The organism is Streptomyces sp. 3214.6 (assembly GCF_900129855.1).
Classification (GTDB): Bacteria; Actinomycetota; Actinomycetes; order Streptomycetales; family Streptomycetaceae; genus Streptomyces; species Streptomyces soliscabiei.
Map to the genome: position 1 here is coordinate 1643390 of NZ_LT670819.1, position 16183 is coordinate 1659572.

Consider the following 16183-nt stretch of genomic DNA (forward strand, 5'->3'; position numbering starts at 1 on the left):
ACACGGCGACCTTCCCCCGTAAAAGTCTGACTTTTAAGTTTGAACGCATCAGAGCAGATGACCCCCTCCTATCGAGGACTTCTTGAAGATGAGCACGCAGACACCGAACAGCTTTGAGTGGACCGACATCGACCGGCGTGCCGTCGACACCGCACGTGTTCTCGCGGCCGACGCCGTGCAGCGGGTGGGCAACGGGCACCCCGGAACGGCCATGAGCCTCGCCCCGGTCGCGTACACGATCTTTCAGAAGGTGATGCGGCACGATCCGGCGGACCCCGAGTGGACCGGCCGCGACCGCTTCGTCCTGTCCCCCGGACACACCTCGCTGACGCTCTACACCCAGCTCTTCCTGTCCGGCTACGAACTGGAGCTGGACGACCTCAGGAGCTTCCGTACGCACGGCTCGAAGACGCCGGGTCACCCCGAGTACGGGCACACCGCGGGCGTCGAGACCACCACCGGACCGCTGGGCCAGGGTGTCGCCAACGCCGTCGGCATGGCGATGGCCGCCCGCTACGAGCGCGGTCTGTTCGACCCGGACGCCCCCGAGGGCGCCTCGCCGTTCGACCACACGATCTGGGCGATCGTCTCCGACGGCGACCTGGAGGAGGGCGTCTCCGCCGAGGCGTCCTCGCTGGCCGGCCACCAGAAGCTCGGCAACCTGGTCTTCGTCTACGACGACAACCACATCTCCATCGAGGGCGACACCGCGACGGCGTTCTCCGAGGACGTGCTGGGGCGGTACGAGGCCTACGGCTGGCACACCCAGCGTGTGGAGCCCGCGGAAAACGGTGACATCGACGTCTTCGCCCTGTACGCGGCGCTGAAGACCGCCCAGGCCGAGACGGAGCGCCCCTCGATCATCTCGCTGCGCACGATCATCGCCTGGCCCGCCCCGAACGCCCGGAACACCGAGGCCTCCCACGGCTCCGCCCTCGGCGCGGACGAGGTCGCCGCCACCAAGCACGTCCTCGGCTTCGACCCCGAGCAGTCCTTCGAGGTGACCGACGAGGTCCTCGCCCACACCCGCGCCGCCCTGGACCGCGGCGCCGAGGCCCACGCGGCCTGGGACAAGCGGCTGGCCGAGTGGCGGGCCGCCAACCCGGAGCGCGCCCAGCTGTTCGACCGGGTCGTCGCAGGTCAGCTCCCCGAGGGCTGGGAGGACGCGCTGCCGGTGTTCGAGCCCGGCAGGTCCGTCGCCACCCGGGCCGCGTCCGGCAAGGTGCTCCAGTCGCTCGGCGCGGTCCTCCCCGAGCTGTGGGGCGGCTCCGCCGACCTCGCCGGCTCCAACAACACCACCATCGACAAGACGTCCTCCTTCCTGCCCAGGGGCAACCCGCTGCCCGAGGCCGACCCGTACGGCCGTACCGTCCACTTCGGGATCCGCGAGTTCTCGATGGCCGCGGAGATGAACGGCATCGCGCTGCACGGCAACACCCGCATCTACGGCGGCACGTTCCTGGTGTTCTCCGACTACATGCGCAACGCCGTGCGGATGGCGGCGCTGATGCAACTGCCGGTGACGTACGTGTGGACGCACGACTCCGTCGGCCTCGGCGAGGACGGCCCCACCCACCAGCCGGTCGAGCACCTCGCCTCGCTGCGCGCCATCCCGGGCCTGAACGTCGTCCGCCCCGCCGACGCCAACGAGACGGCGATCGCCTGGGCCGAGATCCTCAAGCGGCACGCCACCCACCCGGCCCCGCACGGCCTGGCCCTCACCCGCCAGGGCGTCCCGACGTACGCGCCCAACTCCGATGCGGCGAAGGGCGGTTACGTGCTCCAGGACTCCTCTTCCGAGGTACCGGACGTCATCCTCATCGCCACCGGCTCCGAGGTGCAGCTCGCCGTCGCCGCGCGCGAGGCGCTCCAGGCGGAGGGGATCGGCGTCCGCGTGGTGTCGATGCCGTCCGTGGAGTGGTTCGAGGAGCAGCCGCGTGAGTACCGCGACCGGGTGCTTTTGCCGTCGGTGAAGGCCCGGGTCGCGGTCGAGGCCGGTATCGGTCTCACCTGGCACCGGTTCGTGGGCGACGCGGGACGCATCGTCTCGCTGGAGCACTTCGGCGCCTCCGCCGACGCGGGGACCCTGTTCGCCGAGTACGGCTTCACCGCCGAGAACGTCGCCGCGGCAGCCCGGGAATCGCTCGCCGCCGCGCGTGGTTGATCCGAACGCCAGAAAGAAGATGATCACAGTGACCGAAGCAACCGCGACCGCGGGAGCGCTCAAGCGCCTGTCCGACGAGGGCGTGTCCATCTGGTTGGACGACCTGTCGCGGCGCCGGATCGCCTCCGGCAACCTCGCCGAACTCGTCGAGACGAAGAACGTCGTCGGCGTCACCACCAACCCGTCCATCTTCCAGGCCGCCATCGGCTCCGGCGAGGGCTACGAGGAGCAGCTCGCCGACCTGGCGGTGCGGGGCGTCACGGTCGACGAGGCCGTGCGGATGATGACGACGGCCGATGTGCGGGCCGCAGCCGACATCCTGCGTTCCGTGTACAGCGCATCGCATGGTGTCGACGGCTGGGTCTCCATCGAGGTCGACCCCCGTCTGGCCCATGACACGGCGGCCACCGTCGCCGAGGCCAAGCAGCTGGCCTGGCTGGTCGACCGCCCCAACGTCATGATCAAGATTCCGGCGACGAAGGCTGGCCTGCCGGCGATCACCGAGGTCATCGGCCTCGGCATCAGCGTCAACGTCACGCTGATCTTCTCGCTGGAGCGCTACCGCGAGGTCATGGACGCCTATCTGGCGGGCCTGGAGAAGGCGCAGGCCAGGGGCCTGGACCTGGCCGCCATCCACTCCGTCGCCTCCTTCTTCGTCTCCCGTGTCGACTCCGAGATCGACAAACGGCTCACCGTCCTCGGCACCGAGGAGGCCCTCGCGCTGAAGGGCCGGGCCGCGCTCGCCAACGCGCGCCTCGCCTACGAGGCCTACGAGGATGGGTTCGGCTCTGCCGACAATTCGACACGCGCCGGGGAACGCTGGACCGCGCTCGCCGGGGCCAGGGCGAACAAGCAGCGTCCGCTGTGGGCGTCCACCGGGGTGAAGGATCCCGCGTACAAGGACACGCTGTATGTGGACGATCTCGTCGCACCGGGCACGGTCAACACCATGCCCGAGGCCACGCTGAACGCCACCGCCGACCACGGCGACATCACCGGCGACACGGTGACCGGCGGCTATCCGCAGGCCCGTGCCGACCTCGCCGCCATCGAGGCGCTCGGCATCTCCTACGACGAGGTCGTCACCCGGTTGGAGGACGAGGGCGTCGCCAAGTTCGCGACGGCGTGGCAGGACCTTCTGGACGCGGTCACGAAGTCGCTGATGAGCAAGGGAGTTGACGCGTAATGAGTACCGGTACGCTCGGCGCGGACTGGGAGAACCCACTGAGGGATCTCCGCGACCGACGCCTCCCCAACGTCGCGGGCCCGTCCGGCCTCGTCATCTTCGGCGTGACCGGCGACCTGTCCCGCAAGAAGCTGATGCCCGCGGTGTACGACCTCGCCAACCGCGGTCTGCTTCCGCCGGGCTTCTCCCTCGTCGGCTTCGCCCGCCGCGACTGGGAGGACCAGGACTTCGCGCAGGTCGTCCATGACGCGGTGCGTGAGCACGCGCGGACCCCGTTCCGCGAGGAGGTCTGGCAGCAGCTCGCCGAGGGCATGCGGTTCATCCCCGGCGACTTCGACGACGACACGGCGTTCAAGCAGCTCAAGACGGCCGTGGACGAGCTGGACACCTCCCGAGGCACGGGCGGCAACTTCGCCTTCTACCTTTCCGTGCCGCCGAAGTTCTTCCCCAAGGTCGTCGAGCAGCTGAAGAAGCACGGGCTGGCGAAGGCGCCGGAAGGGGCCTGGCGACGGGCCGTCATCGAAAAGCCGTTCGGGCACAACCTGGCCAGCGCCCAGGAGCTCAACGCGGTCGTCCACGACGTGTTCGAACCCGACCAGGTCTTCCGCATCGACCACTACCTGGGCAAGGAGACCGTCCAGAACATCCTGGCGCTGCGGTTCGCGAACACGATGTTCGAGCCGATCTGGAACCGGTCGTACGTCGACCACATCCAGATCACGATGGCCGAGGACATCGGCATCGGCGGCCGGGCCGGCTACTACGACGGCATCGGCTCGGCCCGGGACGTCATCCAGAACCACCTCCTGCAGCTGATGGCGCTCACCGCGATGGAGGAGCCCGCCTCCTTCGACGCGGCCTCGCTGCTCACCGAGAAGCTGAAGGTGCTGAAGGCGGTGAAGCTGCCCGAGGACCTCGGCCGGCACACCGTGCGGGCGCAGTACGCGGGCGCCTGGCAGGGCGGCGCGAAGGTACGGGGCTACCTGGAGGAGGACGGCATCGACCCGGCCTCCACCACGGACACGTTCGCCGCGGTCAAGCTGAACGTCGACAACCGCCGCTGGGCGGGCGTGCCGTTCTACCTGCGCACCGGCAAGCGGCTCGGCCGCCGGGTGACCGAGATCGCGGTGGTCTTCCAGCGGGCCCCGCACTCCCCCTTCGACTCCACGGCCACCGAGGAGCTCGGGCAGAACGCCATCGTCATCCGCGTCCAGCCCGACGAGGGCATCACGGTGCGGTTCGGCTCCAAGGTGCCGGGCACCTCGATGGAGATCCGGGACGTCACGATGGACTTCGCCTACGGCGAGTCCTTCACGGAGTCCAGCCCCGAGGCGTACGAGCGTCTCATCCTGGACGTGCTGCTCGGCGACGCCAACCTGTTCCCGCGCCACCAGGAAGTGGAAGAGTCCTGGAAGATCCTCGACCCGATCGAGGAGTACTGGGCACGGCACGGCAGGCCCGCGCAGTACGCCTCGGGCAGCTGGGGACCCGAGGAAGCCGACGAGATGCTCGCACGAGACGGACGGAGCTGGCGCAGGCCATGAAGATCGACCTGACCGACACCACGGCAAGCAAGATCAACAAGGCGCTGGTGCAGGGTCGCCGCGCCATCGGCACACCGGCCGTGGGCATGGTCCTGACGATGGTGATCGTCACGGACGAGGAGAACGCCTACGACTCGATCAAGGCGGCCGAGGAGGCGTCGCACGAGCACCCGGCGCGCACCCTGGTCGTCATCAAGCGGCACGCCCGCACCCCGCGCGACCGTACGGCCTCCCGGCTGGACGCCGAGGTCCGGGTGGGCGCCGACGCCGGCACCGGCGAGACGGTGGTCCTGCGGACGTACGGCGAGGTGTCCGAGCACGCCGACTCCGTCGTCCTGCCCCTGCTGCTGCCGGACGCGCCGGTCGTCGTGTGGTGGCCGGTGGACGCGCCGGAGAACCCCGCCAAGGACCCGCTGGGCGCGCTCGCGCAGCGCCGGATCACCGACCTCTACGCCGTCGAGAACCCCCTGTCCGCACTGGAGGCCCGGACGCGCTCCTACGCCCCCGGCGACACCGACCTCGCCTGGACCCGGCTCACGCCGTGGCGCTCGATGCTGGCGGCGGCCCTGGACCAGGCACGCGTGCCGATCGTCTCGGGGGCCGTGGAGGCCGAGGCGGACAACCCCGCCGCGGAGCTGCTGGCCCGCTGGCTGGAGGCGCGGCTGAACGTCACGATCGACCGCGTCGTCACCGCCGGACCGGTCGTCACCGCCGTGCGCCTGGGCACCGCGGACGGCGACATCGTCATCGACCGCCCCGAGGGCCCCCTGGCCACGCTCACCCTGCCCGGCCAGCCCTCGCGCACCCTCGCCCTGAAGGTCCGCGCCACCTCCGAACTCATCGCCGAGGAACTTCGACGCCTCGACGCGGACGAGATGTACGCCGTCGCCCTGCGGGGCGAGGCCGCCAAGGAGACCCCTTCCCATGTCTGACACCCCCTCCTCCCGGCTCGACCGGCGGCCCGAGTGGGCCGCCCTGGAGGACCACCGCGCCCGCTGGCAGGCGCACCTGCGGGAGCTGTTCGCGGCGGACCCGGGGCGCGCGCAGCGCTACGTGGTCCGCGTCGGCGACCTGCGCATCGACTACTCCAAGAACCTGGTCACCGACGAGACGCTCGCCCTGCTGCATGAACTCGCCGCCGCCACCGACGTGTTCGGGCTGCGCGACGCCATGTTCCGCGGCGAGCGGATCAACCTCACCGAGGACCGCGCGGTCCTGCACACCGCGCTGCGCGCCCCCTCCGGCGCCGTCGTCGAGGTCGACGGCGAGAACGTCGTCCCCCAGGTGCACGCCGTGCTGGACAGGATGAGCGGCTTCGCCGAGCGCGTCCGCTCCGGCGAGTGGACCGGACACACCGGCCGCCCGATCCGCAATGTCGTCAACATCGGCATCGGCGGCTCCGACCTGGGTCCCGCCATGGCGTACGAGGCCCTGCGGGCGTACACGGCACGGGAGTTGACGTTCCGCTTCGTGTCGAACGTCGACGGCGCCGACCTGCACGAGGCGCTCCTCGACCTGGACCCCGCCGAGACGCTGTTCATCGTCGCCTCCAAGACGTTCACCACGATCGAGACGATCACCAACGCCACCTCGGCCCGGACCTGGCTGCTGGAGGGGCCGGACGGACTCCGCGACGAGAAGGCGGTCGCCAAGCATTTCGTCGCGCTGTCGACCAACGCCGAGAAGGTCGCCGACTTCGGCATCGACACGGCCAACATGTTCGAGTTCTGGGACTGGGTCGGCGGCCGCTACTCCTTCGACTCGGCGATCGGCCTGTCGCTGATGATCGCCATCGGCCCGGAGCGGTTCCGGGAGCTGCTCGACGGGTTCAGGATCGTCGACGACCACTTCCGCACCGCCCCCGCCGAGTCCAACGCCCCGTTGATCCTTGGCCTGTTGGGCATCTGGTACGGCAACTTCTTCGACGCGCAGTCGCATGCCGTACTGCCCTACAGCCACTACCTGTCGAAGTTCACCGCCTATCTCCAGCAGCTCGACATGGAGTCCAACGGCAAGTCGGTGGACCGCGAGGGCCGGCCGGTGCGGTGGCAGACCGGGCCGGTGGTGTGGGGCACCCCGGGCACCAACGGGCAGCACGCCTACTACCAGTTGATCCACCAGGGGACGAAGCTCATCCCGGCCGACCTCCTGGGCTTCGCCCGTCCCGTCGACCAGCTGAGCGACGAACTCAAGGCGCAGCACGACCTGTTGATGGCCAACCTGTTCGCGCAGGGGCAGGCGCTCGCCTTCGGCAAGACCGCCGAGGAGGTCCGGGCGGAGGGCGTCGCGGAGGAACAGGTCGCGCACCGCACCTTCCAGGGCAACCACCCCACGACCACGATCCTCAGCTCCGAGCTGACCCCGTCGGTCCTCGGTCAGCTCATCGCCCTCTACGAACACAAGGTGTTCGTGCAGGGCGCGGTGTGGAACATCGACTCCTTCGACCAGTGGGGCGTGGAGCTGGGCAAGGTCCTCGCCAAGCGCGTCGAACCCGCCCTCACCCAGGGCGCCGAGGTCCCCGGCCTCGATCCCTCCACCGCCGCTCTCGTCGCCGCCTACCGCGAACTGAAAGAAGTAGTGAACTGATATGCAGCTCGGTCTGATCGGTCTCGGCAAGATGGGCGGCAACATGCGCGAGCGGATCCGCCGCGCCGGCCACACCGTCGTCGGCTACGACCGCAACCCCGAGGTCTCCGACGTCAAGGACCTCGCCGAACTCGTCGACAAGCTCGAAGCCCCCCGCACCGTCTGGGTGATGGTCCCGGCCGGCGCGCCCACCCAGTCCGTCATCGACGAACTCGCCGACCTGCTCCAGAGCGGCGACACCGTCGTCGACGGCGGCAACTCCCGCTGGACGGACGACGAGAAGCACGCCGAGGAGCTCGGAGCCAAGGGCATCGGCTTCGTCGACGCCGGTGTCTCCGGCGGCGTCTGGGGCCTGCAGAACGGCTACGCCCTGATGGTCGGCGGCGAGAAGGAGCACGTCGACCGGCTCCAGCCGATCTTCGACGCGCTCAAGCCCGAGGGCCCGTACGGCTATGTCCACGCGGGCAGGGTCGGCGCCGGGCACTTCTCGAAGATGGTCCACAACGGCATCGAGTACGCCATGATGCAGGCCTACGCCGAGGGCTGGGAGCTGCTGGAGAAGGTGGACTCCGTGGAGAACGTGCGCGAGGTCTTCCGGTCCTGGCAGGAGGGCACGGTCATCCGTTCCTGGCTGCTCGACCTGGCCGTCAACGCCCTCGACGAGGACGTGCACCTGGACAAGCTGCGCGGCTACGCGGAGGACTCCGGCGAGGGGCGGTGGACGGTCGAGGCCGCCATCGACAACGCCGTACCGCTGCCCGCCATCACGGCGTCCCTCTTCGCACGGTTCGCGTCCCGCCAGGAGGACTCGCCGCAGATGAAGATGATCGCGGCGCTGCGCAACCAGTTCGGCGGCCACGCCGTCGAGTCGGCGAAGTAGGCCCGCCGTGGGGGATCTTCTGCTGGTCCGCCACGGGGAGACGGAGTGGAGCGTGTCGGGACAGCACACCAGCTGGACCGACCTGCCCCTCACCGCGCACGGCGAGGAACAGGCCAAGTCCCTCGCCCCGCTCCTGTCCGGCCGGACCTTCTCGCTCGCCCTGACCAGCCCCCTGCACCGGGCGATACGCACCGCCGAACTCGCCGGCATCGCCGGAGCCGGGCCCGAAGCCGACCTGCACGAGTGGGACTACGGCGCCTACGAGGGCGTCACCACCGTCGACATCCACCGCACCCGCCCCACCTGGGACCTGTGGACGGACGGCGTGCCGCCCGGTCCGCAAGGCCACCCCGGGGAGTCGCCCGAGGAGATCGGGCGACGTGCCGACCGGGTGCTGGCCCGGGTGGACACGGCGCTCACGCAGGGCGACGTCGTCCTCGTCGCCCACGCTCATTTCCTCCGGGTGCTGACGGCCCGTCGGCTCGGACTGCCGCCCGCCGAGGGCCGGTTGTTCCAGCTGGCCACGGGCACGGTCAGCCGGCTCTCCACGGAGCACGAGCGGCCCGTGATCGCCGAATGGAACGTCCGCGCATAGTCGGTTGACACCGCTTCAGAAGGCCCGCCAGAGTCGCGGCTGATGGAGATCAACGATCTGACACCGGCCGAACAGCGACTGTGGCGGGCCTTCGCCACGGGGGCGACCGTGGACCTGCGCGGGGACGGCGAGGAGGACGGCCCCGAACGGACGGTCCGAGCCGCCGTGTTGCGGGCGCTGCTCCTCAACGGGCCACGGGAACCCGGTGAGGTGGCGGCCCTCAAGCTCATGGGGGCATGGATCACCGGTGAGTTGGATCTGCGGTACGCGACCATCGACAGTGTCGTCCGCGTCAATCACTGCCGCTTCGACGCCGTGCCCCGCCTCGCCGGCGCCCACCTCAACTACCTCAATCTGCGCGACTGCGTGCTGCCCGGTCTGGCGGCGGCGCGCAGCCGGATCGAGGGCAGCCTGCGACTGACGCGCTGCCGGATCGAGGGCCCGGTGCGGCTCGGCGGGGCGCAGATCGCCGGAGCCCTCTTCGTGGACCAGGCCGACATCACCTCCACGGATCCCGCGCAACCCGCGCTCGCGCTCAACCAGCTCACCCTCGACGACGACCTGTGCGCCCGTGGTCTGCGCTCCCACGGGACCATCCGGCTCGACGGCGCCACCGTGGCCGGCTCGATCGACCTGGAGGACGCCCAGCTGACCAACCCCGGCGCCTTCGTCCTCCAGGCGGAGGCCCTCGACGTGGGCGCCAACCTGCTGGGCCGGCGGATGCGCGCACAGGGCAGGATCGATCTGCGCGGCGCCCGCATCCCCGGCCGGGTGGACCTGCTGCACACCTCGCTGACCAACCCGGGCGGCACCGCCCTGCGGGCCAGCAGCTGCGTCATAGGCGAGCTCTGGCTGCGCGAGGGCACCCCCGTGGAGGGCAGGCTCAATCTGCGGCGCGCCGAGATAGGCCAGCTCCAGTTGGAGCCCGAGATGCTGCCCGACCAGGTGCGGCTGCTGGACCTCACGTATACCTTCCTCACCCCGCACGAGCCCGCCGAGCGGCGCCTGCCGATGCTGGAACGCGACGACGGCACGTTCGACCCGCACGCCTACGAACAGCTGACGGCCGCCTACCGCCGCATCGGCGACGACCGGGCGGCGCGGGTCGTGCAACTGGCCAAGCAGCGCCGTCACCGCTCCACGCTCTCGTGGTACGGCCGCCTGTGGGGCCACCTCCAGGACGGAGCCGTCGGTTACGGCTTCCGCCCGCTGCGCGCGGCCGTCTGGCTGCTGTCGCTGCTCGCCGTCGGCTCGATCGTCTACGCGGGACACCACCCGCCCGCGCTCAAGGCCGGCGAGGCACCCCACTTCAACCCGGTCTTCTACACCCTCGACCTGCTGCTTCCGGTGATCTCCTTCGGGCAGGAGGACGCGTTCGCGCCGACCGGCTGGTACCAGACGCTGTCCTACGTCCTCATCGTCACCGGCTGGATCCTCGCCACCACGGTCGTCGCCGGTGTGACGAGGACCGTCAGCCGGCAGTAGGAGGTCAGCGCACGGCGTGTTGCGCGGCCAGCCGCACCGGCGCGCCCGCGGCGCCGTACCCCTGGTAGCCGCCGTCGCGCTGGACGAGTTCGAAGAAGACGCGGCCGACGGTGTGCGTGTAGCAGTGCCTGAAGACGCCGTGCTCGTCCCGGTCGTAGAGGATGCCGAGGTCGCGGTAGGTCTCCAGCTCGCCGTCGGCGAACGCGAAGCGGGCCGCGAGATCGTCGTAGTAGTTCGCCGGGATGCGCAGCAGGCGGCCGCCGGCCGCGGTGACGCGGCGGGCCGCGGCGAGCACGTCGTCGGTGGCCAGCGCGATGTGCCGGGCCTGCGCGGTGCCGTCGCCGGGGGCGGCGCCGACGATGAGCGGAAAGCGGACGCTGCCGTCGGCGTTGGTGACCGCGCGGCTGCGCAGCAGCCCGTAGGGGTCGGCGACGTCGACGCTCTCCCGGGCGTCGAGGCCGAGGACACCGCGGTGGAAGAGGACCGCCTCGTCGAAGTGGTGCCAGGGCTGGGTGAGCGCGATGTGGTCGATGCGGACGTCCGCCCGGGCCGCGGACGCCGGGGCGGGTGCGGGGACGGGGCTGCGCGGCAGATCTTCGAAGTCGGCGCGCCAGTCGGGCAGTTCGGGCCGGTTCGTCGCGCACAGGAAGAGCTCGGTGCCGTCGGGGGCGGCGACGGCATCGAGCGGGGCGTCCTCGGCGGCGCGGCGGCGGGGCAGCACGGGGGCGAGCAGGGCCTCGGCGCGGCGCGCGGTGGCGGCCGGGTCCGGTGACTCCAGGCCGATCGCGGCGAGGGCGGTGCCGTCGGTGGAGGTCCCCCCGCTCGGGCGAAGCCGAGGGTGGAGGAGGGCGGCCGGGCCGGTGTTGACCAGGATGCGGGCCTCGCCCTGCTCCCACAGCTCGACCGGTTTGCCGCGGTGGCGGGCGGTGCGGGCGAAGCCGAGCCCGCCGAGCAGGGCGGTGAGGGGTTCGGCGTCGTGGGTGACGAGTTCGGCGAAGGCGACGCCGGTGGGGGCGGCCGGGGAGGGCAGGTCGGTGAGACCGAGTTCCTCCTGCAGGAGGAGCAGGGAGCGGCGGGCGTCGACAGCGGTGGGGCCGGCCTCGGCCTGCCGGAAGACGTCGTTGAAGACCTCGAGGGAGAGCGGTCCCTCGTAACCGGTGCGCAGGACGTGTCTCACCAGCCCGGCGACATCGAATCCGCCCTGGCCGGGGAAACAGCGGTGGTGCCGGCTCCACTGCAGGACGTCCATGCCGAGCAACGGGGCGTCGGCCAGTTGGAGGAAGAAGATCTTCTCGCCGGGGATGTCCTCGATGGCTTTCGGATCGCTGCCCCGGGAGAGGATGTGGAAGCTGTCCAGGCAGGTGCCGAGCGCCGGGTGACCGGCCGTCTCGACGATGTGCCAGGCGTGGTCGTACGTGCTGACGTGCCGTCCCCAGGCGAGCGCCTCGTAGGCGACGCGGATGCCGAAGTCCTGGGCCAGGTCGGCCAGTCGGCTCAACTGCTCGGCGGCGAGGGCGTCGTCGTCCGTGGCCTGCGGGGAGACGCTGGAGCAGACCAGGACGGTGTCCGCGCCGAGCCGGCCCATCAGCTCGAACTTGTGCCGGGCGCGGCGCAGGTTGCGGGCGAACTCCTCGGCGGGGACGGCCTCGATGTCCCGCATCGGCTGGTAGAGGTCGACGGTCAGGCCGAGGTCGGCGCAGCGGGCGCGGATCTCCTGCGGGGTGAGGGGGCTGGCGAGCAGGTCGTTCTCGAAGATCTCCACGCCGTCGAATCCGGCCCCGGCGGCGGCCGTGAGCTTCTCGGTGAGGGATCCGCTGAGGGAAACGGTTGCTATGGACGTACGCACCTGGGCACCTCTGCTTCGGATTACTTCGGGGCGGCGACGGCGCCGGCCAGCTCGGCGATGTCGGCGAGCATGCGGGCGCTGTCGGGCTCACGGCCGGTGAACAGACGGAACGCGTCCGCGGCCTGGAAGACGGCCATGCCGCCGCCGTCGAGCGTGGCGCAGCCCAGGGCTCGGGCGGTGCGCAGCAGCTCGGTCTCCAGGGGGCGGTAGACGACCTCGGCGACCCACAGGCGGGGGCGCAGCAGCTCCGCGGGGAAGGGCAGGCCGGGGTGGGCGGCCATGCCGGTGGGGGTGGCGTGCACGATGCCGTCGGCACGCGCGAGCAGGTCGGCCAGCCGGTCCGGGGTGGCGTACGCGGCCCGGCCGGGACCGAAGTGGCGGTTCAGCGAGCCGGCGAGGTCCGCGGCCCGGTCGGGCAGCGCGTCCACGACGGTGACCTGTCCGGCGCCGAGGGTGAGTGCGGCGTGCGCGACGGCCGCGCCGGCGCCGCCCGCACCCAGCTGCACGACCCGCTCCAGCGGGACGTCCGGCAGCCCCCGTGCGAAAGAGGCGGCGAAACCGGTTACGTCGGTGTTGTGGCCGACGGCCCGGCCGTCCTCGAAGACGACCGTGTTGACCGCGCCGAGCGCCTCGGCCTGCGCGGAGAGCGCATCCAGGTGCGGGATGACCAGCTGCTTGCACGGATGCGTGATGTTGAGGCCGTCGAAGCCGAGGTCGCGCGCGGCCCGCACCAGGTCGCCCACCGCCTCGGGGCCGACCTCGAGGGCGTCGAGGTCGAGGAGGCGGTACAGGTACCGCAGCCCCTGCCGGTCGGCCTCCCGTTCGTGCAGCGCCGGGCTGAGCGACGGGCCGATACCGGAACCGATCAGCCCGACGAGATACGAGTCCTGGGAGACGACGGCCACGGCAGACCTCCTATGCGCTGACTAATGTACGAACTAGTGAGTTAGTCATAGCACCAAGTCGGGCCGCGGGGGAAGCCCTCTCTCGCCGCGGGACCGGGCCGGGCTTCTAGAATCCCGTCACGCGACCATGCAGCGCCCCACCGCCCGAAGGAACCCGATGACCAGCGTCGACGAACCGGTACGACCCGCCGGGCGCAGCCGTGACGCCGCCCGCACCCAGGCCGAGATCCTCGACGTGGCCACCCGCGAGTTCGCCCGGGTCGGCTACGCGGGCGCCCGGGTGGACGACATCGCCGCCCTGACCAGCACCACGAAGCGGATGATCTACTACTACTTCGGCGGCAAGGAGCAGCTGTTCACGGCCGTCCTGGAGCGGGCGTACGGCGTGATCCGCGAGGCGGAGCAGCGGCTCGACGTGGAGCACCTCGACCCGGTCGCGGCCATCCGCCGGCTGGCGGAGCTGACCTTCGACCACCACGAGGAGCATCCCGACTTCATCCGGCTGGTGAGCATCGAGAACATCCACGAGGCCGAGCACATCGCCGCCTCCGAGAAGCTCGGGCGGATCGGCTCCCCCGCCCTCGACGTGATCCGCCGCATCCTGGCCTCCGGGCAGGAGTCCGGCCTGTTCACGGCCGAGGTGGACGCCGTCGACCTGCACGCGATGATCAGCTCGTTCTGCTTCTTCCGGGTGGCCAACCGGCACACGTTCGGCGCGCTGTTCGGCCGCGACCTGGTCGACCCGGCCCAGCGCGAGCACTATCGCACCATGCTCGGCGACATGGTGATCGCCTATCTGACGGCGGAGCGGACGACGGGGCCGTCGGCGAACTGAGCCGACCGGGCGGACCGGGCGGGCCGAGGGAACCGAGCGGGCCGAGCGGGCCGAGCCGCGGCGTACGCGCAACCTCTTGACACCCGGGAAACGTGAGCGCAACATCCCTACCCATCGCCACTAACTACCTAGTGGGTTAATTAGCCGGAGCGCGCCCGGCGCGGCCGGGCCGTCCCGTCACCCCTGGGATCCGGCACTTCTCCCCATCGCTCACTCCGCTTACGTTGGAGTCCCCCCGAAGGAGCACGCCGTGTCCGTCCCCTCCGCCGCACCCCCCGGCCAGCCGAAGAAGGCCGCCATGGCCGCCTGGATCGGCAGCGCCCTGGAGTACTACGACTTCTTCATCTACGGCAGCGCGGCCGCCCTGATCTTCCCGAAGGTCTTCTTCGACGAGTCGGACCCGGCCACCGCGACCCTGCTGTCGCTGGCCACGTTCGGCGTCGCCTACGCGGCCCGGCCCGTCGGCGCGCTCTTCCTCGGACACTTCGGCGACCGGGTGGGCCGTAAGAAGATCATGGTCTTCACGCTCATCCTGATGGGCGTCTCGACGTTCCTCATCGGCTGTCTGCCCACCCGCGCCCAGGTCGGCGGCCTCGCGCCGGTCCTGCTGGTGCTGTGCCGTGTCCTGCAGGGCATCTCCGCGGCCGGCGAGCAGGCCAGCGCCAACTCCATGACGCTGGAACACGCGCCGCCGCACCGGCGGGGCTTCTTCACCAGTTTCACCCTCAGCGGCACCCAGGGCGGTCAGCTCCTCGCCACGCTCGTCTTCCTCCCGATCGCCGCACTGCCCGAGGACCAGCTGCTGTCGTGGGGGTGGCGGGTGCCGTTCTGGCTGAGCATCGCGGTCGCCGTCGTCGGCTACGTCATCCGCCGCAAGCTGGCGGAGACCCCGGCCTTCACCGCCCAGCAGGCCACCGGCGAGGTCGTCAAACTGCCGCTGGCGGTGCTGCTGCGCGAGCACTGGGCGGACGTCCTGCGGGTGATCGCGGGTGCGCTGGTCGCCTCGGTCAGCACCATCTTCACCGTGTGGGCGCTGGCGTACGCGACCAGTGACACGGTCGGCATGAGCCGGTCCTCCATGCTGTGGGTCGGCGCGCTGGCCAATCTGGTCGCGCTGGCGGCCATCCCCCTGTGGGCCACGCTCTCCGACCGCATCGGCCGCCGGCCGGTGTTCCTGATCGGCGCGGCCGGCAGCGCGGTGATGATGTTCGCCTACCTGTGGGCGATCTCCACCGGCTCCTACCCGCTGGTCCTGCTCCTGGGCATGGTCACGTTCGGCGTGGTCTACAGCGCCGCCAACGGGGTGTGGCCCTCCTTCTACGGCGAGATGTTCTCCACCCGCGTCCGACTGTCCGGCATGGCGATCGGCACCCAGATCGGCTTCGCCGTGGCCGGTTTCGCGGTCACCTTCGCCGCGCAGATCGCGGGCCCGGAAGGCGACGACTGGTCCTCGGTGGCCCTCTTCACGGCGGCGCTGTGCGTCCCGCCGGTGATCGCGGCCCTGTCGGCCCGGGAGACCACGAAGGTCCCGACGGAACTGCTGGGCGAGCGGGACGCGCACACGGCGGCACAGCCGGAAACCGTCACCGCCTGATTGAGCGGGTCACGCCGCCCGGGCCCCGTCGGCCTCCTCCCCTGACCTCCCGAGCCCCCGGACGCCTTCGCGGCTCCAGGGGCTCGGGTGCGGGGCGGCGGATCCGCTAGCCGGCATTGGCGCCCTTCGGGATGCCGTACGCCCGCTCGACGCGCAGGCGCAGCACCAGGCGGCGGTCGCGGACCATGGCGGCGCGGTAGTCCTCCCAGTCGGGGTGCTCGCCCATGACGTCACGATAGAGGCGGATCAGTTCCTCGACGGTGTCGTCGTAGGGGTCCTCGGCGACCGGCGTGAGGCCGGCGGTGCCCTCGGCGACCGTGTAGGCACGATGGTCGGGGGCGCTCACGTGGTACGAGGCCCGGGGATCACGGCGCAGGTTGCGGGTCTTGGCGCGGCCGTCCGTGACGGAGATCCGGATGACGCCCTCGTCCGGGTAGTAGTGGTGCGAGACGTTCGACAGCTGGGGGCGGCCGTCTCGCTTGAGGGTGACCAGCACCCCGCCGCGGCCCTCGGAGAGCAGCGCGAGCAGTGCGTTCTGCGTCGTGTCCTGAGTCATATCCGCA

General features: G+C 71.0%; 13 protein-coding genes. 10 read left to right on the forward strand and 3 right to left on the reverse strand.

What is annotated here, in order from left to right:
- Window positions 1–88 precede the first annotated feature (88 nt).
- Genes tkt through B5557_RS07380 form a run of 8 tightly spaced genes read left to right on the forward strand, consistent with a single transcriptional unit; the run spans window position 89 to window position 10440 of the window.
- Window positions 89–2164, forward strand: coding sequence for a transketolase (tkt, locus tag B5557_RS07345; protein ID WP_079658357.1), 2076 nt, complete (start codon window positions 89–91; stop codon window positions 2162–2164).
- Between the two features lie 19 nt (window positions 2165–2183).
- Window positions 2184–3350, forward strand: a complete 1167-nt coding sequence (tal, locus tag B5557_RS07350; protein WP_079664646.1) for a transaldolase — start codon at window positions 2184–2186, stop codon at window positions 3348–3350.
- Window positions 3350–4894, forward strand: a complete 1545-nt coding sequence (gene zwf, locus B5557_RS07355; RefSeq protein ID WP_079658358.1) for a glucose-6-phosphate dehydrogenase — start codon at window positions 3350–3352, stop codon at window positions 4892–4894. Before tal ends, zwf begins: the two co-directional genes overlap by 1 nt.
- Complete coding sequence (opcA, locus tag B5557_RS07360) at window positions 4891–5826, forward strand: glucose-6-phosphate dehydrogenase assembly protein OpcA (RefSeq protein ID WP_079658359.1); 936 nt, start codon at window positions 4891–4893, stop codon at window positions 5824–5826. Before zwf ends, opcA begins: the two co-directional genes overlap by 4 nt.
- Window positions 5819–7480, forward strand: a complete 1662-nt coding sequence (pgi, locus tag B5557_RS07365) for a glucose-6-phosphate isomerase (RefSeq protein WP_079658360.1) — start codon at window positions 5819–5821, stop codon at window positions 7478–7480. The genes opcA and pgi overlap by 8 nt, the downstream gene beginning before the upstream one ends.
- Window position 7481: 1 nt before the next feature.
- Window positions 7482–8360 (forward strand): phosphogluconate dehydrogenase (NAD(+)-dependent, decarboxylating), encoded by an 879-nt coding sequence (gene gnd / locus B5557_RS07370; protein WP_079658361.1) that lies wholly within the window; start codon window positions 7482–7484, stop codon window positions 8358–8360.
- Window positions 8361–8367: 7 nt separating this feature from the next.
- The gene (locus tag B5557_RS07375) at window positions 8368–8955 is read left to right on the forward strand and encodes a histidine phosphatase family protein (RefSeq protein ID WP_079658362.1); all 588 of its coding nucleotides are present in this window, start codon (window positions 8368–8370) and stop codon (window positions 8953–8955) included.
- Between the two features lie 42 nt (window positions 8956–8997).
- Window positions 8998–10440, forward strand: a complete 1443-nt coding sequence (locus tag B5557_RS07380) for a membrane-associated oxidoreductase (protein WP_079658363.1) — start codon at window positions 8998–9000, stop codon at window positions 10438–10440.
- Between the two features lie 4 nt (window positions 10441–10444).
- Here B5557_RS07380 and B5557_RS07385 read toward each other — a convergent pair whose 3' ends face one another.
- Both B5557_RS07385 and B5557_RS07390 read right to left on the reverse strand, forming a co-directional pair.
- The gene (locus tag B5557_RS07385; RefSeq protein ID WP_079658364.1) at window positions 10445–12286 is read right to left on the reverse strand and encodes a bifunctional sugar phosphate isomerase/epimerase/4-hydroxyphenylpyruvate dioxygenase family protein; all 1842 of its coding nucleotides are present in this window, start codon (window positions 12284–12286) and stop codon (window positions 10445–10447) included.
- A 20-nt stretch (window positions 12287–12306) separates the two neighbouring features.
- A complete protein-coding gene (locus B5557_RS07390) occupies window positions 12307–13191 on the reverse strand; it encodes a shikimate dehydrogenase (protein ID WP_079658365.1) in 885 nt (294 codons plus the stop codon).
- Between the two features lie 157 nt (window positions 13192–13348).
- Between B5557_RS07390 and B5557_RS07395 the strand changes: the two genes are divergently transcribed.
- Complete coding sequence (locus B5557_RS07395; protein ID WP_079658366.1) at window positions 13349–14026, forward strand: TetR/AcrR family transcriptional regulator; 678 nt, start codon at window positions 13349–13351, stop codon at window positions 14024–14026.
- 250 nt (window positions 14027–14276) lie between these two features.
- Window positions 14277–15620, forward strand: a complete 1344-nt coding sequence (locus tag B5557_RS07400) for an MFS transporter (protein ID WP_079658367.1) — start codon at window positions 14277–14279, stop codon at window positions 15618–15620.
- Window positions 15621–15726: 106 nt separating this feature from the next.
- Here B5557_RS07400 and B5557_RS07405 read toward each other — a convergent pair whose 3' ends face one another.
- Entirely contained in the window at window positions 15727–16176 is a 450-nt protein-coding gene (locus tag B5557_RS07405) for a PPOX class F420-dependent oxidoreductase (protein ID WP_079658368.1), read from the reverse strand.
- Window positions 16177–16183 lie beyond the last annotated feature (7 nt).